Origin of the sequence: Streptomyces tirandamycinicus, from assembly GCF_003097515.1 — a bacterium.
GTDB lineage: Bacteria > Actinomycetota > Actinomycetes > Streptomycetales > Streptomycetaceae > Streptomyces > Streptomyces tirandamycinicus.
This window is the reverse complement of record NZ_CP029188.1, coordinates 2,358,254-2,379,261: the sequence shown is the minus strand read 5'-3', so window position 1 is coordinate 2,379,261 and position 21,008 is coordinate 2,358,254. Positions and strand designations below refer to the sequence as shown.

Below are 21,008 nucleotides of genomic sequence, written 5' to 3'. Positions count from 1 at the left end.
GAGACGGTACCGGAGGTCTGAGACGGTACCGGAGGTCTGAGGTGGCTTCCGGGATCTGAGGCGCCTCCGGGAGCGGGACCACGGCGAGAGCCAGCAGCCGGGACGCGGCGGACTCCGGTTCCGGCGCGGCAGCGTCTCGCGCCCGCCGCTCCGGCCGGTCAGCGCGGTGGAGTGCCCAGTCCGTGGACGAATCCGGTCCAGGCGCCCGGTGAGAACACCAGGTACGGCAGTCTCGGGTTCTTCGAGTCGCGCACGGCCACGGCGCCTTCGCCGCACCGTGCGGTCTCCACGCAGTTGTTCATTCCGACACTGCGGCTGCTGCGCCGCCAGGACGTGCCGGGCTCGGGGCGTACACATGCGTCGTGAGCAGACATCGGGGGGTGCCTTCCCTACACGCCGTCACGGATCCCTGCGACGAGATCCAACGAGTCGGTCGGGGAGAGCGCATGCGCCTGCATGGTGCGGAAGGCGGCGCCGTACGTCTCCAGGTCTTCCTTCCGTTCGAGGTAGAGACTACTCGTCAAGTGGTCGAGAACAACCACGTCCAGATCAGAAGTGTTCGGAAAGGAGAAGATAACGAAAGATCCGGTCAGTCCCACGTAGCCGCCCATGGAGAAGGGCAGCACCTGCAGGCGCACATGCGGGAGTTGGGCCATCTCCAGCACCCGGCGCAGCTGACCGCGCATCACCTCCCGGCCCCCCACCCGGCGCCGGAGGACCGCCTCGTCCAGCACCGCACTGAAGGTCAGCGGGCGTTCCGCCCGAAGCACGCGCTGGCGTGCGATGCGCACCTCGACCAGCGAGTCCACCGTCGCCGACGGCACACCCTCCAGCGCGGAACGGGTCACCGCCCGCGCGTAGTCGGGCGTCTGGAGCAGCCCGGGCACCACGGAGGTCTCCAGCGTGCGCGCCGCGCTCGCCTGGGACTCCAGGCTGATGAAGTCCCGGTACTGCGGCGGAATCACCCCGCGATAGGCGTGCCACCAGCCCTTTCCCCCGCCGTCCGCGGTGTCGGCAAGCGTCCCCAGCAGCTCGCGCAGCCGCTGGTCGGCCACTCCGTAGGCGTCCAGCAGCAGCGCGACATCGGCCGGTTTCACACCGCTCGTTCCGGTCTCTATGCGGCTGACTTTCGACTGGTTCCAGCCGACGAGGAGTGCCGCCTCACGGCTTGTGAGGCCGACGCCCAGCCGCAGACCCCGCAACTCCTCCCCGAGCTTGCGCCGGCGTACCGCGGGACCCTGCCGCATGCCGTGTCTCCTCGCATCCTCTCGTGTCCCCCGGTGTCCTCCGGTATCCTCTGCCGCCCCCTGGTGTCGCGCGGTGTCCCTTGGTGTCCTCTCGTGTCCCCTGGCGTCCTCTCGCGTCCTCCGGCGGCTGCCGGGCCGCCGCCGGGGCACCGGGCGGCCCGGCACGGGTGACCGCTCGGGGGCACATGCAGGCGCACTGCCAAACGCCCAGTCTGAGCCCAAATACGCTCTCGCGTCGCAGAGTTCACCGCTTTGAGGGACAGATATATGCATATCCCGGTGGATCCGCTCCCAAGGGGGCGGCAACAGTGGCAGTCTGGCGCGAAGCGCAGTCCGAGGCTGTTCCGGCATCCAATCCGCTGTGTGCCGCGCTCCGGCAGCCCCGGTGGGAAAGGGACAGCTCGCCATGGCAGACCATCAGGAAGCCTCCGTCACTCTGCCGAGCGATCCCGCCTCGGTATCCGCCGCGCGCAGATACGTCTCCGAGGTGCTCGCCGAGTGGGGACTGCCCGGGGAGGACGGCACCGCGGACACGGTTCGTCTCATCGTCTCCGAACTCGCCACCAACGCCGTCCAGCACACCTTCGGGCTGTCCCCGACCTTCACGGTCGACGTCCGCCTCGAGCGCGACGAGCGTCTGTGCGTCGGTGTGACGGACAGCCATCCGCGCCGGCCCCAGCGCCTGCCCGCGGCCGTGCAGCAGGACAACGGCCGCGGCATGGTGATCATCCGCTGGCTCACCGCGGAATGCGGCGGCAGGCTGTACGTCGATCCCACACCCGAGGGTGGCAAGACCGTCTGGATCGCCATGCCCTGGAGGGCGGCCGCCGCCGATCATCCGCGGTGAGGGTCCGGGCGCGCGGGGCGGGCCTGGCCCCGGGTGGCGGCTCCGGCCGGGCCCCGGGTGGCGCGGCCGTCCCGCTCCGGCCGCGCCGGACCGGCCGCGCCCACCGCCGAGTCGCCGCGCACGGGGGCGGTTCCGGCGCCCCCCGGCGGGGCGTGTCCGCCGCCCGGTGCACTCGTCGGCGCACGGGGCGGCGGACATGCCGGCTCGGCTAGCGCACCCGTCCGTAGCGGACGCTCTTGGACCAGATCTTGGTCAGCTTCACGACGGAACCGCTCTTGGGCGAGTGCCAGATCTTCCCCGCCCCGGCGTAGATGCCGACGTGGTAGACGTACCCACGCGAGTGGAAGAACACCAGGTCACCGCGCTCGCGCTGGGAGGCGGAGATATGGCGGGTGCGGTTGTACTGCTGCTGGGCCGTGCGGGGCAGCTTCTTGCCCGCCTTCTTGTAGGCGTAGAGCGTGAGCCCCGAGCAGTCGAAACGGTTCGGACCGGTGGCTCCGTACCCGTACGGGGCTCCCTTCTTCGACGCGGCGACCTTGAGAGCCTTCGTCGCGTGAGTCGAGGCGGCGTGCGCCTCAGGTGCGCCGCCCGGCACGATCAGTGAGCCGCCGACGGCGGCGATCGTGAGTGCCGAGACGGCACCCGTCCGGGACAGCAGGGACGGGAGATGTGTCTGCGCAGTCATGCGCAACCCTTCGTCAGCCGCCTGTGAAGGATGACCTGTCGGGTTCGGACCGGCGAAGACGCCCGGCCGCGTACGCGGCTTCACCCCAAGGACCCGCCACCGATCCGGCGGCCGGCCCGCACTGCTGGGTCCTCCACTCCTGCCGAAGCCCTCATGTCGACCAGGCATCCGGTGCGGCGGCAGGACTCGGCGTCCGCCCGGACCGCCCCGCCGCGGTGGCGGGGGCTTGTCGTCCCACGGATCTTGACCCATGAACTGCCCGATTTCCGACTCGAAACGACGGTTTGTGAGGCTCCTCACCACTGATCTGTTCGAGTGGACAGAGCCGTTCGGGGGACCCGGCGTCCCCGGGTGATGAGCCCCGTACCTGCGGCGGAGCCGGTCGTTGGGCCGTTCGGGCCACGCCGTCGCGCAACTCGCACGGGACCAAAGCCGAAGCCGCCGGTGGTCCGGATGGGCGACACCCGGTCGTACGCATCACGGGCGCACCGGAGGGCTCACGACAGGGGGTGCGCGGCGGCTCGTCAACTCGGTTCCTCCGGCGGCAGGGTGACCCGTGACGCTCTGCGCTCTCCGCCCAACACCCGCAGTGCGCGGGCCAATGTGGTGGCGTGCAGCTCGCTCTCACCGCGCGTGTGCATGACCGTCAGGGCGTCGCGGAGTGCGGTGGCGCCGGCGACCAGTGCCTGTGCGGCGCGCAGGGCGCCATACGTGTGCGTCCCGCGTGCCGGGTTGATCCTTCCCATTTGGTCGATCACTTCGAGGTAGCGGTCGATGAACTCGCTCTCGGCGTGCGTCAGGGCGGGCAGCGGCGGCAGCTCCGGTGGCAGCACCGTCCCCTCACCGGTCGCCGGCGGAAGTCGGGGCGGCCTTCCGGTTCTTGACGATGTGGTCGATCAGCCCGTACTCCCGTGCTCCCGCGGCGTCGAGCACCGTGTCGCGCTCCAGGTCGGCGGCGACGCGCTCCACGCTCCGGCCGCAGTGGCGGGCGAGCATGACGGTGAGCTGCTCCCGCAGCCGCAGCAACTCCTGCGCCCGGAGGTCCAGATCGGTGGGCTGCCCCTGCGCCGGTTCCGGCAGCGAGGGCTGCCGGACCAGCACCCGGGCACCGGCCAGGGCCGTGCGCTTGCCCGGGGCGCCGGCCGCGAGCAGTACGGCGGCGGTCGACGCGGCCTGGCCCAGGCAGGTGGTGGCGATGTCGCAGGTCACCGTCTGCATGGTGTCGTAGATGGCGGACATGGCGCTGATCGGGCCGCCCGGCGAGTTGATGTAGAGCGCGATGTCCCGGTCCGGTGCGGAGTACTCCAGGTACAGCAGCTGCGCGACGACGTCGTTGGCCGAGGTGTCGTCGACGGGAGCGCCGAGCAGGACGATCCGCTCGGACAGCAGCTTGGAGTACGGATCGAGCGTGCGCTCTCGGCCGCTCGCGCGTTCGGTGAACTCGGGCAGGACGTGACGGGCGGACGGACGTTCCACTGCGTACCACTCCTCCGGCGGCCGCTCCGGGCGGCCGTGTCTGCGGTGTCTGCGGTGCCTGCTGCGACCTGACCTTCGGCAAAAATGTACAGGACGTACAGACCACTATGATGAGGAGCATGGCCTACGAGATTCCGGTGACGCAAGCGCGAGCTGAGCTCGCCGACCTGATCAATCGCGTCGTCTACGGTGGCGAGCGGGTCGTCGTGACCCGCCACGGGAAGCCGCTCGTGGCTCTGGTGTCCGCCGCTGACCTGGAGCGACTGGAGACCGCGGAGCACGCGGTGGAGGGCTCCGTGACCACCTCGGTGTCGACGCCGCCCCCCGGCAGGCCGTCCGCTGCCGGCGAACGTGGCCGCTTCGGCATCGCGGCCGAGCACCGGGCGCCGGGCGCGGGCGGCGGCCCCTGACCCACGGGCCCGGAACACCCTGCCGGCGGCGTCCCGTCCCGCCCGCGCGGCGGATACGGCGAAGCCGCGCGCTCCCGTCCGCTACAGCGGGAGCGCGCGGCCGTTCGGTGCCGCCGGGACGCGGGGGCCGGTTCGGGCCCCCACCCGGCGTCAGCCCGCCGGGGCGGTCAGCCCGCCGGTGCCGGTCCGGCGGGGCGGGTAGCGGTGAGCGCGGGGGCGGTGGTGCGGCGGTGACCGCCGATCAGCACCGCGATCAGGCCCAGGACCGCCCACAGCGTCAGGGTCAGGGCCGGCCCGCCGGCGCCGCCGCCGTCGAAGTACGCCACCGACCGCAGCAGAGACCCGCCGGCGCCCGGCGGCAGCCACTGGCCGATCAGACCGGCCGGTTCCGGCAGTAGTTCCGGCGCGGTCGCCACGCCGGAGAACGGGTTGCCCAGCAGCACCACCAGCAGCGCGCCCAGGCCGATTCCGGCCGGTCCGAGGAGTGCCGCGAGACCGGCTACGGTGGCCCCCACCGCCAGGGTGGCCAGCGTGAACGCTCCCGCTTCGGCCCACCAGCCGCCCGCCAGAACCCCGAGCCAGCTGTCCGTCAGCCCGGTCGCGGTGACGCCCACGAGAGCGGCCGCCCCGGTCAGCGCCACCACCGACCGGGTGCCGCGCAGTCCGAGTCCGGTCACCATCGCCCCGGCCGCCACACCCGCCAGCGCGAGCGGCAGGACGCTGGAGGCCAGAGCGCCGCCCCGGGGGTCGCCGGCGGGGGTGGACACCACGTCCTCGGTGGCCAGGCGGACGCCGGGCGGAGCGCCCGCCGCCACCGAGTCCCTGAGCAACTGGGCGACCACCGGACTCGCGGCGGATGCCGTGAGTACCTTCGGCCCCTCCGGCGTCGTCACCACCGCTCCGTATACGACACGGTCCTCGATCGCCTGCCGGGCCGCGGCCTCGTCGGCGAAGCGGTGCACGGCGAACGCCCCCTGCCGGTGCTCGAAGTGCCGCTCCAGAGGTGCCGCCGACGCGGCGGGGCCCGCGACGCCGACGGGCAGGTCGTGCGGTGCCAGGCGGGCCGCCGGCCAGGCGAAGGCCCACAGGGCGAAGGCCACGACGGCCGGTATCAGGAGCATCACCGCGATCGTGCGGCGGGCCGGGGAGGCGGTGGACATGGGTCCTCTTTCGTGCCAGGTGCCGGGTCCGGGCCTTCAAAAAGAAGGATCGTTCGTTTTACGTCAACGCCACTTTCCTGGCCGGAACGCCGGTTGTCAAGAAGGAATGTTCGTTTTAAATTGGGATCATGGCTCGTGTATCCCCGGAGCACCTCGAGGCCCGCCGCCGGCAGATCCTCGACGGCGCCGCCCGCTGCTTCGCCCGCAACGGCTTCCACGCCACGTCGATGCAGGACGTGTTCGGCGAGGTGGGACTGTCCGCCGGCGCCGTCTACCGCTACTTCAAGGGCAAGGACGAACTGATCTCGGCCATCGCCCGCGAGGCGTTCGCCGGCATACGCGGAGCCTTCGAGGAGGCGGCCGGGATGGCGGTGCCGCCGACGCCCGACGTCCTGCTCGCACGCGTGCTGCGCACCTTCCTGGAGGAGGAGGTCCCCGGCGGCGACCGGCAGGCCTTCGCCCGCCTCATCATCCAGGTCTGGACCGAGACGCTCCGCAACGACCAGCTCGCGGAGATCCTGGACGAGGGCTACCAGGGCATGCGGCAGGCCTGGTCGCAGGTGGTCGAGGCGTACCGGAGGAGCGGGGTCCTGCCCACCGGCGTGCCCGCCGACCATGTGGCCCGGACGATGATCGCCACCGCCCAGGGCTTCATCGCCCAGCAGGCGCTGTTCGGCGACGTGCGCGTCGAGGTCCTGGAGGACGGGCTGCGCGCGCTGATGTCCATGCGGGTACCGGAGGCCAGTTAACGCGCCGGAAAAACTTCCGCCCTAACGTTCAGACCTCGGCGGCCGACCAGGCCGCGGAGCGCCGGCGGACCGCCGGCGTCCGGCATCGTCCGCCGCACCCGGTCGCGCCCGGGCAGGCCGACTGTGAGGTGGGAACGTGCAACTGACGCCGCATGAGCAGGAACGGCTGCTCATCCATGTCGCCGCGGACGTCGCGGAGAAGCGCAGGGCACGCGGGGTGAGGCTCAACCACCCCGAGGCCGTGGCCCTCATCACCACCCACATCCTGGAGGGCGCCCGCGACGGGCGCACCGTCGCCGAACTCATGGCGTCCGGACGCAAGGTGCTCACCCGCGACGACGTCATGGACGGCATCCCCGAGATGATCCACGACGTCCAGGTCGAGGCGACCTTCCCCGACGGGACCAAGCTCGTCACCGTCCACCACCCGATCGTCTGAGGGGGCGCGCCGATGATCCCCGGAGAGATCCTGCACGCCGACGGGCCGGTCCGGCTGAACGAGGGCCGCGAGACCACCCGCCTGACGGTGCTCAACGCCGCCGACCGGCCCGTACAGGTCGGCTCCCACTACCACTTCGCCGAGGCCAACCCCGGGCTCGACTTCGACCGCGCCGCCGCGCACGGCCGCAGGCTCGACATCGCGGCGGGCACCGCCGTCCGGTTCGAGCCGGGCATCCCGGTCGAGGTCCGGCTCGTACCCCTCGCGGGAAGGCGCATCGTCCCGGGCCTGCGCGGCGAGACCGCCGGGCCGCTCGACCCGCCCGGCGCCCGGCCGGAGAACGGAGGCACCCGTGCCTGAGCTGACCCGCGCGGTGTACGCCGACCTCTTCGGCCCCACGACCGGCGACCGGATCCGCCTCGCCGACACCGAACTCCTCGTCGAGATCGAGGAGGACCGCTCCGGCGGCCCCGGACGCGCCGGCGACGAAGCGGTGTTCGGCGGTGGCAAGGTGATCCGCGAGTCCATGGGCCAGTCGCGTACGACACGCGCCGAAGGCGCCCCGGACACGGTGCTGACCGGCGCGGTGATCATCGATCACTGGGGCGTGGTCAAGGCGGACATCGGCATCCGCGACGGACGCATCACCGGCATCGGCAAGGCCGGCAATCCGGACACGATGGACGGCGTCCACCCGGACCTCGTCATCGGGCCCGAGACCGAGGTCATCGCGGGCAACGGGAAGATCGTCACGGCGGGCGCCGTGGACGCCCACGTCCACTTCATCTCGCCCACCGTCGTCGAGCAGGCCCTGACGTCCGGGATCACCACACTCGTCGGCGGGGGCACCGGTCCCGCCGAGGGAACCAAGGCGACCACGATCACCCCCGGCCCCTGGCACCTCGCCCGCATGTTCGAGGCGCTCGAGTCCTTCCCCGTCAACATCGGGCTGCTGGGCAAGGGCAACACGACCTCACGCGAAGGCATGTACTCCCAACTGCGCGGCGGCGCGCTCGGCTTCAAGATCCATGAGGACTGGGGAGCCACACCGGCCGCCATCGACGCCTGCCTCGGTGTGTGCGAGGAGACCGGCGCACAGCTCGCCCTCCACACCGACACGCTCAACGAGGCCGGGTTCGTGGGCGACACCCTCGCGGCGATCGCGGGCCGCACCATCCACGCGTACCACACCGAGGGAGCGGGCGGCGGGCACGCACCGGACATCATCACCGTCGTCGCGGAGCCGTACGTCCTGCCCAGCTCCACCAACCCGACCCGGCCGCACACCGTCAACACCGTCGAGGAACACCTCGACATGCTGATGGTCTGCCACCATCTCAACCCGGCGGTTCCGGAGGACCTCGCCTTCGCCGAGTCCAGGATCAGGCCCTCCACGATCGCCGCCGAGGACGTCCTCCACGACATCGGCGCCATCTCCATCGTCTCGTCCGACTCCCAGGCCATGGGGCGCGTCGGCGAGGTCGTCCTGCGGACCTGGCAGACCGCGCACGCGATGAAGCTGCGCCGCGGCGCCCTCCCGGGCGACGGCCGGGCCGACAACCTCAGGGCCCGCCGGTACGTCGCCAAGTACACGATCAACCCCGCCGTCGCCCAGGGCATCGACCACGAGATCGGCTCGGTCGAGACCGGCAAGCTCGCCGACCTGGTGCTGTGGGAGCCGGCGTTCTTCGGGGTGAAGCCCCAACTCGTCCTCAAGGGAGGCCAGATCGCGTACGCGCAGATGGGCGACGCCAACGCCTCCATCCCCACCCCCCAGCCCGTCCTGCCGCGCCCCATGTTCGGCGCGCTCGGCAGGGCCCCCGCCGCCAACTCGCTCAACTTCGTCTCCGGGGCCGCCATCGAGGACGGCCTGCCCGGACGGCTCGGCCTGGGCAAGCGCTTCGTCCCGATCCGCAGCACCCGCGGCGTCACCAAGGCGGACATGAAGGAGAACGACGCCCTGCCCCGGGTCGAGGTCGACGCCGACACCTTCACCGTGACCATCGACGGCGACGCGGTGGAGCCGGCACCAGCGCGCGAACTGCCCATGGCGCAGCGCTACTTCCTGTTCTGACCATGAGCGACGTCATGGATACGCGGAGCAGGGCCCCGCGCGACGGCCTGGGCCCGCCCCGGTCGCCCGGCCGGGACCGGGGTGCCGGGGCCGCCGGGGACGGGCACCGGGCGGCCGGCCCGCTTCCAGGCGGACGCGTGGCGGGATGGTCCGCGGGGGTGTGGCGGTGGCGGTCATCGCTTCTCCCGCGGTGACACCCCGGCACCGACCAGGTGCAGGGCGAGGTCGCCGACCACCTTCGAGGACGGGGTGACCTTCACCAGCCGGCCGAGGATCCGGTCCGCGGCGGCGTACATCGCCTCGATGTCCTCGAAGCGGTCGCCCAGACCGAGCGCGACCGCCTGGGTGCGCAGATTGGACAGCTGCCCGCCCGGGATCTCGTGGTGGTAGACGCGCCCGGTCGGCGAGGCCAGTCCGGCCTCGAACGGCGCGTAGATCCGGCGCACGCCCTCCCAGTAGGCGGCTCGGTGGCCGGCCCGGCGGCTCCCGAAGGGTACGCAGGGGGACCCGGAGCGCCCGGCGTCAGCGTCGTCGTCGCGACCCGCGAGCGCCCCGGCCCGCTCGGCCGCGCCCTGGACTCGCTGCTCGCCCAGGACCACCCGGACTTCGAGGTCGTCGTCGTCGACAACGCGCCGCTGACCGGGGCCACCCGGGAGCTGGTCGAGCGGAAGTACGGCGAGCGGGTGCGGTATGTGCACGAGCCCGTGCCCGGTCTCGCCGTCGCCCACAACCGTGGTGTCGCCGCCGCCGAAGGCGCCGTGCTCGCCTTCACCGACGACGACGTCGTCGCCGATCCGCACTGGCTGACCGCGCTGACGGCGCCGTTCGCCGAGGACCCCCGCATCGGCTGTGTCACCGGGCTGATCCTCCCCGCGCGGCTCGGCACACCCGCCCAGGTCCTGCTGGAGAGCCACGGCGGCTTCGCCAAGGGCTTCGCCCCCCGCACCTACGACCCGGCGCGGCCGCCCGCCGACGAGCCGCTGTTCCCGTTCACCGCGGGCCGTTTCGGCTCCGGCGCCAACATGGCGTTCCGCGCCGGGGCGCTCAGGGCGGCCGGCGGGTTCGACCCGGCGACCGGCACCGGCACCGCGGCCCGCGGAGGTGACGACCTCTACGCGTTCGTACGGATCCTCACCGACGGCCACCGGCTGCGGTACACGCCCGACGCGCTCGTCTGGCACCACCACCGGGAGACCGAGCATGACCTGCGGAGCCAGGCGTTCGGCTACGGCGCCGGCCTCACCGCGTACCTCACCGCGCTCGTCGCCCGCCGACCGGGCCTGCTGCCGGCCCTGCTCGCCCGGCTGCCGCGCGGTCTGGCCCACGCCCGCTCGATGACCGCGCACCGGGACGCGGTGCAGGGCGCGGTGCAGGGCGAGGGCCGGGGCGCGGTCCAGGGCGTGCCAGGGGAACACGGAGCCGGCGGCCACCCCTGGCCGCGCAGCCTCTCCCGGCTGGAGCGGCGCGGGATGCTCGCCGGGCCCCTCGGCTATGTCCGGGCCCGCCACCGGGTCCGCCGTCTGCCGCTTCCCTGGGAGGAGAGATGACGGCACCACGATCCCCGCAGGAGTCCCGAGCACCGCAGGAGTCCCGTGTTCCGCAGAGGCCTTGCGCCCCACCCGAGTCCCGTACCCCACCCGAGTCCCGTACCCCACCCGAGTCCCGTACCCCACCCGAGTCCCGTACCCCACCCGAGTCCCGTACGTCGCATGAGTCCCGCGCCCCCTATGAGCCCCACCCGCCCGCGGAACGCCGGGCCCTTCGGCAACCCCGGCCCCTTCGGCAATCCCGTGGCCTCCGGCAATCCCGCGGCCTCCGGGAACCCCGCAGCCTCCCGGAACCCCCGGGCCTGCCGGAGACCCGAATTCCCGTGCTGCTCTACCACGCCGTCATGGACGACCCACCGGCCTGGATCGCCGAGTTCACCGTCGGCCCCGCAGAGTTCGCCGCCCAGCTCGACGCCGTCGTCGCCAGCGGCCGTACGCCCATCAGGATCGGCGCCCTCGCCGACCACCTCGCGGGCCGGGGCGCACCCCTGCCGCCCCGGCCCGTCGTCCTCACCTTCGACGACGGCTTCGCCGATCTGCCCGGCCCCACCGCCGAGGCGCTCGCCGCCCGCGGTCTCCCCGCCACCGCGTATCTGACCACCGGGGCCATCACGCCCGGTCTCCGCAGTCTGCTGCCGCCCGCGCCGATGATGACGCTCGCCCAGGCGCCGCTGCTGGAGCAGTACGGCATGGAGGTCGGCGGCCACACCGTCACCCACGCCCAGCTCGACACGCTCGGCGCCCGGCGGCTGCGGTACGAACTGCGCCACTCCAAGGCCGTACTGGAGGACGCCCTCGGCCACCAGGTGCGCCATCTCGCCTACCCGCACGGCTACAACAGCCGCGCCGTGCGCCGGGCCGCCCGGGCCGCCGGGTACGAGTCCGCCGTCGCCGTACGCCACGCGCTCAGCTCGGAGACCGACGAGGCATACCGGATCGCCCGGCTCATCCTGCGCCGCGGCCACACCGCCGCCGACGTGCGGGCGTGGATGGACGGCACGGGCGCACGGGTCGCCCCGTACCCGGACTCGCTGCCGACCGTGGGCTGGCGGCTCTACCGGAGGGCGCAGGCGGCCGTGCGGGGCCCGCGGTTCGCGGGCTGACGGGCGAAGATGGTCGAGAGCCGCCCAAAACCTAACCAGGTTCCTATACTTCGCTGAAAGGGACAGCGGTCTGACAGCAGCGTCCACATCCGTGGGGGGAGTCGCACGGTGCAGCAGCAACGCGTGCCCACACCGGTCACCGGGAGCAGCGTGCTGCCGGCGGCGCCGCGGGCCGAGGGCCACCGCCCGCCCGCGGGCACCGGCGCCCGCCCGCCTTCGGGCACCGGCCCCCGGCCGCGGAGACGGCCGCGCCTGCCCGGCCTCGCCTGGCTCCCCCTGCTCCTCGGTCTCGGCCTGTGGGGGTACGCGCTGCCGCGCATCGGCTTCCGGACGATGGGGGAGTACGGGCTCCTCGACCGGCTTCCGGTCGCGTTCTTCGCCGCGCTCCTGGTGCTCACCGCCGGCTTCCTGCTCGCGCTGCGGCGCGCGGGAACCGCCCCCTGGTGGCCGGCCGCGTACTGCGTGGGGATGCTGCTGGCGCTGAAGGCCCCGCCCGCGCTGCTGTACGACTCGGTGCGCTATCCGTGGGCCTCCAAGCACGACGCCGTCATCGACACCCTGCTGGCCAACGGTGAACTGCGGCCCCACGCACCGCTGTCCGGGAACATGGCGGCCTACGAGCAGTGGCCCGGCTTCTTCGGCCTCAACGCCGCCCTGGTGCGCTCCTTCGGCGTGGACAGTGCGGCCGCGTACCTCAACTGGGCACCGGTGGTGCTCGGGCTGCTGCTGATGCCCGTGCTCGTCCTGCTCTACCGGACCTTCACCGAGGACTGGCGGCTGGTGTGGACCGGTGTCTGGATCTACCAGCTCGCCAACTGGGTCGGCCAGGACTACCTCGCCCCACAGGGCTTCGCCTACCTGCTGCATCTGACCGTACTCGCGGTGGTGCTGCGCCACTTCGTGCTGCCGGGGTCGGCCGGGAGGCTGCGGGACCGCACGTTCCTCGACCCGGCCGCGGCCGCCGTGCCGCCGCCGACCAGCCGCCGCCAGCGCGCCGTCTGCGTGCTGGTCCTCGTGCCCCTGCTCGTGGCGATCAACGCCTCGCACCAGCTCACCCCGGTGATGCTGTGCGTGTCGCTGTCCGCCCTGCTGCTGACCCGCCGCTACCGCAACTTCGGGCTCCTCGCGGTCGCCTGCGCCGTGATGCTGGCCTGGGACCTGACCATGGGGCGGCCGCTGTTCATGGAGACCCTCGGCACCCTGCGCGAGTCCCTCGGCGAGCTGACCCGCAACTCCCGCGCCGGATACGCCGGCCGGTTGACCGGCCCCGGGCCCGAACTCGCGGGCCTGGCCAATGTGCTGATGGTGCTCGCGATCGCCGTGCCCGCCGCCTTCGCCGTGCTCACCCGGCGCAGGCTGGTGCGCAGCGCCCTGCCGCTGCTGCTGGTGTCGGCGGCGCCGCTGCCGCTGTTCGCCGTCAACGACTACGGCGGCGAAATGCTCTTCCGGGTCTACCTGTTCGGCCTGCCCGGAGCCGCGTTCTTCGCCGCCGCCGCACTCGTCCCGGCCGCCCGCGCCGCTCGCGGCGGACGGGCCGGCTCACCGCGCGCCAGGACCGTGCGCCGCCGCGCCGCCGCCGTGGCGCTGCCCCTGTCGCTGGTCGCGCTCGCCGCCGGGTTCCTCCCGTCGTACTACGGCAAGGAGAGGATGCACTACACCCCGCCGGCGGAGACGGCCCTGGTCACCAGGTCGATCGACCGGGCCCCCGAGGGAAGCCTGGTCCTCGCCGCCACCGGGTCGTTCCCGAAGGCGCTGCACCGCTACGACCGGCTGGAGCACTGGTTCTTCGCCGAGCAGGAACTCCCGGAGAACGAACGGATGCTCGCCGACCCGGCCCGCTATCTGGCCGACGGCATCCCGCCCGGGACGCGGGCGTACGTCATCCTCACCCGCACCCAGGACGTCTACACCGCGGGCGAGGGGCTGCTGCCTCCCGGCGGCTTCGCGAAGCTGCGCGACAGGCTCGCGGCGTCCCCGCTCTTCACCGTCGTCGAGGAACACCCTTACGGCGTCGTACTCGAACACCGATCACCAGCGAGGTGAGTCCCGATGCCGAAAGAGACCCCGATCCCGCTCAGAGCGGCCGTGGCGCTGTCCGGCTGGGCGGCGCTCGCCGCCACCCTGCTGCCGGGCGGCTCGCCGCTGCGATGGGTACCCGTGCTCCTGTTCGTCGGCTTCGGCCCGGGTCTCGCCCTGCTGCACCCGCAGCCGGCCGGTCTGCGGTCCGCCGCCCGTCTGGAGGCGTTCGCGCTGGCGGCGCCGATCAGCCTGTCGATCGGCGTGCTCACCGCCACCTCGCTGTTCCTGGTCGGGGGATTCACGGTGACCGCGTTCCTGCTGCCCCTCGCGGCCTTCGCGACGGTCGTCGCCGCACTGCCGGGACTTCCGCTCCCCGCGGCCACGCGCGGGGCGGCCGGGCGGGCCGCGCATGAGTTCGCTCCGGGTACGGCACCCGCGGCCGGGCCTGCGACCGGGCCTGCGACCGGGCCTGCGGCCGGGCCCGCGACCGCGGGCGACGGTGTGTCCGTCCCTGGGCCCGAGGGTGCGTCCGCCCCTGGGCCCGAGGGTGCGTCCGCCCCCGGGGCCGACGGTGTGTCCGCCCCCGGGGCCGCGCCCGAAGGCCCGGCGGGGAGTGGTGGCCGATGAGCGGACCTCGTTCGGGACCCCGGCGGCGCCTGGCCGCGGCGGTGGTCCTCGCCGCGGTCGCCGCGCTCCTCGCCGGCCTCGGGATCTGGGCCACCGCCGACGACGGCGCCGTGGACGGGAACCGCCCGGGAAGCCCACCGGGAAGCCCACCGGGGAGCCCATCGGAGGACCTTCCGGGGAACGCCGTCTCCGGCGAGCCCCCGGGCGGACCCTGCGCCCCCGACGCCGTACTCGCTCCTCGCTGCGGCGCCTGGTGGGGCGCCTACATCCCCTACGACGGGAACGGCTCGCTCACCGCACCGGTGTACGCGTTCGAGAAGAAGATCGGACGGCGGCTCGACCTCGTGTACACGTACCACGACATGTCGGGGAACGAGCTCGACGGGCAGTTGCTCACCCCCGACGAACAGGAACTGGGCCGCGACCGCCTGCTGATGCTCGCCTGGGAGTCCACGGTGTGGAAGGAACCGCACCACGCCAACTGGACCGAGACCCAGCTCGGCTGGAGGAACATCGCGTCGGGCCGGTACGACACGGAGATCATCGACCCGCAGATCCGCCGCATCAAGGCGTACGGCAAACGGGTCTTCCTCTCCTTCGACCAGGAGGTCGACGCCCGGATCGGGGAGGGCGCCGGGACTCCCGAGGAGTACGTGGCCGCCTACCGGCACCTGCGGGACCGCTTCGAGAAGCTCGGTGCGCGGAACGTGGTGTGGGTGTGGACGGTCTCCGGCTACCTCGGCAGCGCCGACCTGATGAAGCGGCTGTACCCCGGTGACGACTACGTCGACTGGCTCGCCATGGACCAGTACAACTACTTCACCTGCCACCGGACCACGGACTGGAAGGACTTCGAGCGCAGTCAGCGGCCCGGTCACGACTGGCTGCTCGCGAACATCTCCGACGAGAAGCCCCTGATGCTCGCCGAGTTCGCCACCGTCCCCGATCCGGCCGACCCCGACCGGCAGCGCGAGTGGTACGCGGCCATCCCGGAGGTCGCCCGGACCATGCCCCGGGTGAAGGCGATGGTGCACTGGAACCGCGCGGTACCGGGCGAGGGCTGCGATCTGACGGTCGACGACGGGCCGGGGCTGGAGGGCTACCGGCTCGCCGGCCGGGACGGCTGGTTCAGGCAGCCGGTCCCGAGCCGCTGAGGGACTTCCGCCGCCCGTCGCGCCGGCCCGTACGGCGGTGGACGAGCGCCGCCACCGCCGCCGTCAGGAAACCGGCCGACACCGGCAGCGCCGCGGCGGCGAAGGCGCCCTGGGCCGCCCAGCCCGCCACCGCCAGGACCCACACCGCCGCCGCGGTGGTCCGGCCGGGCGCACCCAGGGCCCGCAGGGCGGTGGCGGCCAGCCCCAGGCACAGCAGCTGCAGCAGGGGTGGCAGGACCGCGCGCAGCTCCGCCGGGCCGGCGATCCCCACCGGCCCGGTCAGCAGGCCCGCCAGCGCCTCGTGACCCGGCCCGGAGACGGGCGGAGGCCGCACGCCCAGCAGCGCGGGCGCGGTGTGCAGCGCGGCGGTGGTGGTGAGCAGAGCGGCCGTGAGCAGGACAGGCCGCAGCCGGCTCAGCGCCACGGCACCGCTGTACACGACCACCAGCAGCACCCCGGCAGCCACCGTCGGCGGCGGCAGCGCGTGCAGCAACTCGGGGCCCGTCAGCGGCCCGGGCGGAACGTCCCCCGCCCGCGCCAGCGGGAACCAGAACAGGCCGGCCGCGATCCCCAGCAGCAGCCACAGCCAGGCGACGGCGCCGTACTCCCCGCCGCGCCCGGCGGCCGGGAGCCCCTCCCGTGGTCCGTGCGCGGGTGTGCGGGGCGCCGGGGTCCACGCCTGATGCACCGGTGTGCGGGGCGCCGGGGCCCCCGCCTGATGCACCGGTGTGCCGGGCGCCGGGTCCCCCGCCTCCGTCAGCTCCCCCGCCTCCCCCGCCTCCCTCGTCTCCCCCGCCTCCCTCGTCTCCCCCGCCTCCCTCAGCTCCCGCAGAAGGACGGCCTCCCGCGCCCGGTCCCCGGCCTCCCCTGCCGCGTCGGAGGCCCGCCCTGCGGACAACGGCCCCTCGGACAATGGCCCCTCGGACTCCCGCCCTTCGGACGCCGGCCCCTCGGACGCCCGCCCCGCCGCGGCCCGTCGCGCCCAGGTCGTGCCGAAGCCGTCGGCCGCGGCGCGCCGCCGCCGCGCGAACAGCCGTGTCCCGCACGCCGGCCGGGGCTCCCGCCCGGCTAGGGCCGCCCGGAGGCCCGGCGCGGAGACCAGCGCCATCAGCGCCATGGACAGCAGCATCGCCAGGCCCGCGCCCGAGATCCCGGCCGGGCCCATCAGGACCGCGGCGCTGCCCAGCACCATCGCGCACATCGCGCCCTGGAGGGCGGCGAGGACGCCCGTGCGGCCCTGCACGCGCAGGACCCCGATGTACAGCTCCACGACGACCCGGGGCAGCGCGGCAGCGGCCAGCAGCCTCAGCACGGTCGTGCCGTGCTCCGCGTAGTCGGCGCCGAACGGCGCGAGGATCACCGGCGCGAAGACGACGAGGACGGCGACGACCGGCACCAGCAGCAGCGCCATCCGGCGCAGCGCACCGCGCACCCCGTCGGCGAGGCTGCCGGGGCTGTGCGAGGCGTGCGCGGTGAGCGAGGAGGCCATGTTGATGGCCATGAACTCCATCGTGCCGCCGACGGTGTAGGCGATGTAGAAGAAGCCGTTGTGGGCGGCGTCGAAGCGGACGGCGACCATCACCGGCAGCAGGTTGATCATCGCCAGGGAGAAGAGGGCGCCGACCGAGTCCCCGGCGAGAAACCGCCCGACGTCCCGCATCCGCGGCGGCTCGCGGTCGCCCTCGGCGGCGGCGTGGCGGGGTATCAGGCGGCGGAACACCAGCCAGCCGAGCGGCAGTACGGACAGGGCGATCGCCGCCGCCCACGACACGAACACGCCGAGGACGGGGAGGGCGCCCGCGAACACGACGAGCAGCAGCAGCTTGCCAACGGAGAACACCGCGTTGCCCACCGGTACCCAGACGGCCTCGCGCAGCCCGGTCAGCACCCCGTCCTGCAGGGTGAGCAACGCCCAGCCGACGCAGGCGGCGGTGAAGACCGCTCCGGCGACGGGGCCCCGCAGCGGGGCGTACGACGGCCCCCACAGGTCGAGGGTGACGAGGAAGGCCGCGCACGCCACGCACACGACGGCCGAACTGACCGCGTACGCCCGCCACACCAGCGGCCCGGTCGCCCGTCCGGCCCTGGGGACGTACCGCACCACCGCGCCGATCATCGTGGTCGCGGTGATCGACGCGAGCAGCCGCATCGCCGCGATGGCGGCCGACCCCTGCCCCACGGCCTCCTCGGTGAAGTACCGGGCGGCCACCAGCCAGAAGCCCAGCCCCAGGGCGGCGGAGACGCCGGTGGAGAGCATCAGCGCATAGGCGTTGCGGAACATGGAGGCGCCGCCCGCGGACCCGCCGGGCGCCTCGCCGGAGGGAGCCGTCCCGCCGGGCGCCCCACCGGAGGGAGCCGTCCCGCCGGTGGCGGTACCGGGCGCCCGCACCCGGGTCGTCTCAGCCACCGACCCCGCCCTCGGGGCCTCCGGCCGGCCCCGCTCCCGGTGGCGGCGGGGCCGGCCGGACGCCCGCCGCGTCCAGGACGGCGGTGATCCGGTCCGCCCTCAGCGGGTCGGCCGGCAGGGCGTGGCGGGCGAACCAGCGGGCCGGTTCCGGGTCGGGCGGCGGGTCGGTGAACAGCCCGGAGGCGTAGTCGTCGAGCGGCGGGTCGTACAGATAGCCGGTGGTGATGCGGTGCCGGGCCAGTGCGGCGACGGCCGCGTCCCGGTCGGCCACCAGCAGCGGGACGCGGAAGAGCGGCTGGACGGGGCCGGTGCCGGGCGCCGCCCAGGGGCTCGCCAGCAGCCGCCGGGTGCCTTCGAGATGGGCCGCGAGGCGGTCGTCGAGGCGGTCGAGCAGCCGCGCGGTGCGGTGGAGCCGGGCGCGCCCGGGGCTGATCCGGTAGTCGTGCATGTCGACCCGCACCCAGGAGTGGAACGGTGTGAGCGCGGGGGCCTCGGCGACCGCCCTCCGCAGTTCGCCGGGCCGCAGCGGCATCCGTATCCCCCCGCGCTCCTCCATGCCGAGCAGCCGCATCACGGCCCGCGCCGCCCGGACCAGGCGCAGCCCGCGCACCGAGGCCTCCGCGTACGGCCGCAGGGCGTAGGCGAGTTCGGCCGACGGCCGGGAGGGGGTGAGCAGGCGGTCGCGTGCCTCCCGGAGGGCGTTCCGCAGGGCCGGGTCGGCGACCGTGAGGAAGCCCCCGGTCTTGGCGGCGGTGTGCTTGGAGAGGCTGAAGACGGACGCCTCCCCGTAGGAGCCGACGGGTCGTCCGCCGACGCTCGACCCGATCGCGTGCGCCGCGTCCTCCAGCAGCGGGATGCCCAGCGCGTCGCAGCGGGCGCGCAGCCCGGGTGCGGGGTCGGGGTTGCCGTACAGATTGGTCGTGACGACCGCGTCCAGGGTTCGCCAGGTCGCCTCGGGGACGGCGGACTCGTCGATCGAGCCGCTTCTCGGGTCGAGGGGTGCCTGCACCGGGCGCAGGCCCGCCGCCAGCACCACGAAGAAGATGACGTCGTCGTTGACGGGCGACATCAGCACCCGTCCGCCGGGTCTGCACCAGTGGCGCAGTGCCACGTACAGCCCGAGCCGGCACGACGGCAGGTAGAGGCACTCCCTGCCGATGCGGTCGCGCATCCGCGCTTCCAGCGCCTCCCCCACGGCCCCACCACCCCCTGAACCCCCGGCTCAATGTGGCCCATTCCGGACCCCACCGTCAATACGGCGGAAGGGCCCATCCCTTGACGGAATGGACCCTTCAGGCGGGGCGCCCGCGGGCGGGAGGTCACTCCTCGACCGTGAGGCCCTTTCTGAGCTTGGTCAGCGTGCGGGTCAGCAGACGCGACACGTGCATCTGCGAGATCCCGAGCTCGTCGCCGATCTCGGACTGGGTCATGCCCGCGACGAAGCGGAGGGAGAGGATCCTGCGGTCGCGCGGGGGCAGCGAGGCGATGAGCGGCTTCAGGGACTCGATGTACTCGATCCCCTCGAGGCCGTGGTCCTCGTAGCCGATGCGGTCCGCCAGCGTGCCCTCGGACTCGTCCTCGTCGGGCTGCGCGTCCAGCGAGCTCGCGGTGTACGCGTTGCTCGCGGCCATGCCCTCGACGACCTCGTCCCTGCTGATGCCGAGGCGCTCGGCGAGTTCGCCGATCGTGGGCGCGCGGTCGAGCTGCTGGGCGAGCTCGTCGCCGGCCTTCGCGAGGTCCAGCCGCAGTTCCTGCAGCCGCCGCGGGACGCGCACGGACCAGGAGGTGTCGCGGAAGAAGCGCTTGATCTCGCCGATGATCGTCGGCATCGCGAACGTGGGGAATTCCACGCCCCGGCTGAGCTCGAAGCGGTCGATGGCCTTGATCAGGCCGATCGTGCCCACCTGGATGATGTCCTCCATCGGCTCGCTGCGGGAGCGGAACCGGGAGGCGGCGAACTTGACCAGTGCGAGGTTGAGTTCGACGAGGGTGTTGCGCACGTAGGCGTACTCGTGCGTGCCCTCCTCGAGGGCTTCCAGGCGGGCGAAGAGCGTCTTCGAGAGAGCGCGCGCGTCCACGGGGCCGACCTCGTCGAACGGCGGGAGCGCCGGGAGGTCGACATCCTCGTACTGGCCGTACTGGCCGTACTGCCCGTACTGCGCGTACTGGCCGTGGCCGTAGTGCCCGTGCTGCCCGTGCCGCCCGTACGGGTGGTGCTCGCCGGGTACCTCGGGCGCGTGGTGCCCGGTGTGCTCGCGGGAGTCGGGGAACTCGGGGGACTCCGTGGATTCGAGGTGATCGTGCTGACATGTCGACGGCGCGTTCGGGGTACGCGTTTCGTCGAGCCGGGGTGACATGGTCTCCTCCATCGTTCTCGGCATATGGCTGCCGATGCCCATACGCGGTGCTGCGGTGTGCGGCGCCTCCAAAGCCGGCCGTGTTGGTGGTGTCCATATAGCCCTACCCGCTCTTCACCGCCCGTTGCAAGTGTTGAAAGTCATGTATGTCCGATTTGTGGGGGAGTTCGGCTACCGATCGGCGTACGAAAGGCGTAATGTGCTGCGGACGTCAACGTCGTCGGCGAAGAGGACGGGCATGGACCGCGGGACGGTCGGCAGTGCGAATCGAGGCCGCCTTCGGGTCGAGGTAAGGACCGAAGGCCAGAGCGAGGTGGTGACCCCGGCGGGTGAGCTCGATCACCACACCGCCGAATTGTTGCGTGCGCCACTCGAAGATGCGCTCGATCAAGGTCGTGCACGCTTGGTGGTCGACTGCTCACACCTGGAGTTCTGCGACTCCACGGGGCTGAACGTGCTGCTCGGTGCCCGCCTCAGGGCCGAGGCCGCCGGAGGCGGGGTCCATCTGGCCGGAATGCTTCCCGTCGTGGCACGGGTCTTCGAGATCACCGGTGCCGAGGCGGTCTTCACCGTCCACGACACGGTGGAAGCGGCCCTGGCGGAGTGACTCCCGCCGCATGACCGGACCGGGGGGTGTTGTCCGGATCCGGCCGGGCAGAAGACCCCAGCAAGGTTCCCCCAGGGACCCTCGCAAAAGCGTGCGAACC

General features: G+C 73.2%; 22 protein-coding genes and 1 riboswitch. Of the genes, 12 read left to right on the top strand and 10 right to left on the bottom strand.

Features of this window, described 5'->3' with window-relative positions; translation table 11 throughout:
* Nucleotides 1-158 precede the first annotated feature (158 nt).
* Together DDW44_RS10475 and DDW44_RS10470 are read right to left on the bottom strand one after the other, a co-directional pair.
* Nucleotides 159-374, bottom strand: coding sequence for a DUF397 domain-containing protein (locus DDW44_RS10475; protein ID WP_108906248.1), 216 nt, complete (start codon nucleotides 372-374; stop codon nucleotides 159-161).
* Between the two features lie 15 nt (nucleotides 375-389).
* Nucleotides 390-1,247 carry a helix-turn-helix domain-containing protein gene (locus DDW44_RS10470; RefSeq protein ID WP_017948400.1) on the bottom strand — a complete coding sequence of 286 codons (858 nt, stop codon included), beginning with the start codon at nucleotides 1,245-1,247 and terminating at the stop codon, nucleotides 390-392.
* A gap of 406 nt (nucleotides 1,248-1,653) precedes the next feature.
* On the opposite strand from DDW44_RS10470, the gene DDW44_RS10465 reads away from it, so the two are divergent.
* Nucleotides 1,654-2,094, top strand: coding sequence for an ATP-binding protein (locus tag DDW44_RS10465; protein ID WP_018891124.1), 441 nt, complete (start codon nucleotides 1,654-1,656; stop codon nucleotides 2,092-2,094).
* 208 nt (nucleotides 2,095-2,302) lie between these two features.
* Here DDW44_RS10465 and DDW44_RS10460 read toward each other — a convergent pair whose 3' ends face one another.
* The 3 genes from DDW44_RS10460 to DDW44_RS10450 all read right to left on the bottom strand — a co-directional run bounded on the left by DDW44_RS10460 (nucleotide 2,303) and on the right by DDW44_RS10450 (nucleotide 4,255).
* Entirely contained in the window at nucleotides 2,303-2,779 is a 477-nt protein-coding gene (locus DDW44_RS10460) for a C40 family peptidase (RefSeq protein ID WP_108906247.1), read from the bottom strand.
* Nucleotides 2,780-2,782: 3 nt separating this feature from the next.
* Nucleotides 2,783-2,939, bottom strand: a riboswitch (cyclic di-AMP (ydaO/yuaA leader).
* Between the two features lie 364 nt (nucleotides 2,940-3,303).
* Nucleotides 3,304-3,612: a hypothetical protein gene (locus tag DDW44_RS10455; protein WP_017948397.1), complete on the bottom strand. Its 309-nt coding sequence runs from the start codon at nucleotides 3,610-3,612 to the stop codon at nucleotides 3,304-3,306.
* A gap of 7 nt (nucleotides 3,613-3,619) precedes the next feature.
* On the bottom strand, nucleotides 3,620-4,255 hold the full coding sequence (locus DDW44_RS10450; protein ID WP_108906246.1) for an ATP-dependent Clp protease proteolytic subunit: 636 nt from the start codon (nucleotides 4,253-4,255) through the stop codon (nucleotides 3,620-3,622).
* A gap of 119 nt (nucleotides 4,256-4,374) precedes the next feature.
* On the opposite strand from DDW44_RS10450, the gene DDW44_RS10445 reads away from it, so the two are divergent.
* The gene (locus DDW44_RS10445) at nucleotides 4,375-4,665 is read left to right on the top strand and encodes a type II toxin-antitoxin system Phd/YefM family antitoxin (RefSeq protein ID WP_017948395.1); all 291 of its coding nucleotides are present in this window, start codon (nucleotides 4,375-4,377) and stop codon (nucleotides 4,663-4,665) included.
* Nucleotides 4,666-4,832: 167 nt separating this feature from the next.
* On the opposite strand, the gene DDW44_RS10440 is transcribed toward DDW44_RS10445, so the two are convergent.
* Nucleotides 4,833-5,825 carry an ABC transporter permease gene (locus tag DDW44_RS10440; protein ID WP_108906245.1) on the bottom strand — a complete coding sequence of 331 codons (993 nt, stop codon included), beginning with the start codon at nucleotides 5,823-5,825 and terminating at the stop codon, nucleotides 4,833-4,835.
* A 128-nt stretch (nucleotides 5,826-5,953) separates the two neighbouring features.
* On the opposite strand from DDW44_RS10440, the gene DDW44_RS10435 reads away from it, so the two are divergent.
* The 4 genes from DDW44_RS10435 to DDW44_RS10420 all read left to right on the top strand — a co-directional run bounded on the left by DDW44_RS10435 (nucleotide 5,954) and on the right by DDW44_RS10420 (nucleotide 9,087).
* Nucleotides 5,954-6,574 carry a TetR/AcrR family transcriptional regulator gene (locus DDW44_RS10435; protein WP_017948393.1) on the top strand — a complete coding sequence of 207 codons (621 nt, stop codon included), beginning with the start codon at nucleotides 5,954-5,956 and terminating at the stop codon, nucleotides 6,572-6,574.
* A gap of 136 nt (nucleotides 6,575-6,710) precedes the next feature.
* On the top strand, nucleotides 6,711-7,013 hold the full coding sequence (locus DDW44_RS10430; RefSeq protein WP_026281857.1) for an urease subunit gamma: 303 nt from the start codon (nucleotides 6,711-6,713) through the stop codon (nucleotides 7,011-7,013).
* Nucleotides 7,014-7,025: 12 nt separating this feature from the next.
* A complete protein-coding gene (locus DDW44_RS10425) occupies nucleotides 7,026-7,373 on the top strand; it encodes an urease subunit beta (protein ID WP_017948391.1) in 348 nt (115 codons plus the stop codon).
* Nucleotides 7,366-9,087, top strand: coding sequence for an urease subunit alpha (locus DDW44_RS10420; protein ID WP_108906244.1), 1,722 nt, complete (start codon nucleotides 7,366-7,368; stop codon nucleotides 9,085-9,087). The genes DDW44_RS10425 and DDW44_RS10420 overlap by 8 nt, the downstream gene beginning before the upstream one ends.
* A gap of 173 nt (nucleotides 9,088-9,260) precedes the next feature.
* Here the strand turns inward: DDW44_RS10420 and DDW44_RS32685 are convergent, their stop codons facing one another.
* The gene (locus tag DDW44_RS32685) at nucleotides 9,261-9,533 is read right to left on the bottom strand and encodes a hypothetical protein (RefSeq protein WP_244224202.1); all 273 of its coding nucleotides are present in this window, start codon (nucleotides 9,531-9,533) and stop codon (nucleotides 9,261-9,263) included.
* 21 nt (nucleotides 9,534-9,554) lie between these two features.
* Here DDW44_RS32685 and DDW44_RS10415 point away from each other — a divergent pair, with 21 nt between their 5' ends.
* The 5 genes from DDW44_RS10415 (at nucleotide 9,555) to DDW44_RS10395 (ending at nucleotide 15,537) form a co-directional block, all read left to right on the top strand.
* A complete protein-coding gene (locus tag DDW44_RS10415) occupies nucleotides 9,555-10,634 on the top strand; it encodes a glycosyltransferase family 2 protein (protein WP_425275630.1) in 1,080 nt (359 codons plus the stop codon).
* A gap of 344 nt (nucleotides 10,635-10,978) precedes the next feature.
* On the top strand, nucleotides 10,979-11,737 hold the full coding sequence (locus DDW44_RS10410) for a polysaccharide deacetylase family protein (RefSeq protein WP_244223999.1): 759 nt from the start codon (nucleotides 10,979-10,981) through the stop codon (nucleotides 11,735-11,737).
* Nucleotides 11,738-11,845: 108 nt separating this feature from the next.
* A complete protein-coding gene (locus DDW44_RS10405) occupies nucleotides 11,846-13,780 on the top strand; it encodes a hypothetical protein (RefSeq protein WP_108906241.1) in 1,935 nt (644 codons plus the stop codon).
* A 6-nt stretch (nucleotides 13,781-13,786) separates the two neighbouring features.
* A complete protein-coding gene (locus DDW44_RS32680) occupies nucleotides 13,787-14,383 on the top strand; it encodes a hypothetical protein (RefSeq protein WP_244223998.1) in 597 nt (198 codons plus the stop codon).
* The gene (locus DDW44_RS10395; protein WP_244223997.1) at nucleotides 14,380-15,537 is read left to right on the top strand and encodes a glycoside hydrolase family 26 protein; all 1,158 of its coding nucleotides are present in this window, start codon (nucleotides 14,380-14,382) and stop codon (nucleotides 15,535-15,537) included. Before DDW44_RS32680 ends, DDW44_RS10395 begins: the two co-directional genes overlap by 4 nt.
* On the opposite strand, the gene DDW44_RS32675 is transcribed toward DDW44_RS10395, so the two are convergent.
* The 3 genes from DDW44_RS32675 to DDW44_RS10380 form a co-directional block, all read right to left on the bottom strand.
* Nucleotides 15,512-17,944, bottom strand: coding sequence for a lipopolysaccharide biosynthesis protein (locus tag DDW44_RS32675; RefSeq protein ID WP_108906240.1), 2,433 nt, complete (start codon nucleotides 17,942-17,944; stop codon nucleotides 15,512-15,514). The genes DDW44_RS10395 and DDW44_RS32675 overlap by 26 nt on opposite strands.
* Nucleotides 17,937-19,127 (bottom strand): DegT/DnrJ/EryC1/StrS family aminotransferase, encoded by a 1,191-nt coding sequence (locus DDW44_RS10385; RefSeq protein ID WP_279634828.1) that lies wholly within the window; start codon nucleotides 19,125-19,127, stop codon nucleotides 17,937-17,939. The genes DDW44_RS32675 and DDW44_RS10385 overlap by 8 nt, the downstream gene beginning before the upstream one ends.
* Before the next feature lie 136 nt (nucleotides 19,128-19,263).
* Entirely contained in the window at nucleotides 19,264-20,313 is a 1,050-nt protein-coding gene (locus tag DDW44_RS10380; RefSeq protein WP_108906238.1) for an RNA polymerase sigma factor SigF, read from the bottom strand.
* A 226-nt stretch (nucleotides 20,314-20,539) separates the two neighbouring features.
* Here DDW44_RS10380 and DDW44_RS10375 point away from each other — a divergent pair, with 226 nt between their 5' ends.
* Entirely contained in the window at nucleotides 20,540-20,908 is a 369-nt protein-coding gene (locus tag DDW44_RS10375) for an STAS domain-containing protein (protein ID WP_108906237.1), read from the top strand.
* The last annotated feature ends 100 nt before the right edge of the window (nucleotides 20,909-21,008 follow it).

Bases quoted from the DNA above. Each gene is read 5' to 3' on its own strand.
- DDW44_RS10435 (WP_017948393.1), top strand. From the start codon at position 5,954: ATGGCTCGTGTATCCCCGGAGCACCTCGAGGCCCGCCGCCGGCAGATC.
- DDW44_RS10475 (WP_108906248.1), bottom strand. From the start codon at position 374: ATGTCTGCTCACGACGCATGTGTACGCCCCGAGCCCGGCACGTCCTGG.
- DDW44_RS10410 (WP_244223999.1), top strand. From the start codon at position 10,979: ATGGACGACCCACCGGCCTGGATCGCCGAGTTCACCGTCGGCCCCGCA.
- DDW44_RS10380 (WP_108906238.1), bottom strand. From the start codon at position 20,313: ATGGAGGAGACCATGTCACCCCGGCTCGACGAAACGCGTACCCCGAAC.
- DDW44_RS10470 (WP_017948400.1), bottom strand. From the start codon at position 1,247: ATGCGGCAGGGTCCCGCGGTACGCCGGCGCAAGCTCGGGGAGGAGTTG.
- DDW44_RS10445 (WP_017948395.1), top strand. From the start codon at position 4,375: ATGGCCTACGAGATTCCGGTGACGCAAGCGCGAGCTGAGCTCGCCGAC.
- DDW44_RS10425 (WP_017948391.1), top strand. From the start codon at position 7,026: ATGATCCCCGGAGAGATCCTGCACGCCGACGGGCCGGTCCGGCTGAAC.
- DDW44_RS10460 (WP_108906247.1), bottom strand. From the start codon at position 2,779: ATGACTGCGCAGACACATCTCCCGTCCCTGCTGTCCCGGACGGGTGCC.
- DDW44_RS10375 (WP_108906237.1), top strand. From the start codon at position 20,540: ATGGACCGCGGGACGGTCGGCAGTGCGAATCGAGGCCGCCTTCGGGTC.
- DDW44_RS32680 (WP_244223998.1), top strand. From the start codon at position 13,787: ATGCCGAAAGAGACCCCGATCCCGCTCAGAGCGGCCGTGGCGCTGTCC.
- DDW44_RS10395 (WP_244223997.1), top strand. From the start codon at position 14,380: ATGAGCGGACCTCGTTCGGGACCCCGGCGGCGCCTGGCCGCGGCGGTG.
- DDW44_RS10440 (WP_108906245.1), bottom strand. From the start codon at position 5,825: ATGTCCACCGCCTCCCCGGCCCGCCGCACGATCGCGGTGATGCTCCTG.
- DDW44_RS10465 (WP_018891124.1), top strand. From the start codon at position 1,654: ATGGCAGACCATCAGGAAGCCTCCGTCACTCTGCCGAGCGATCCCGCC.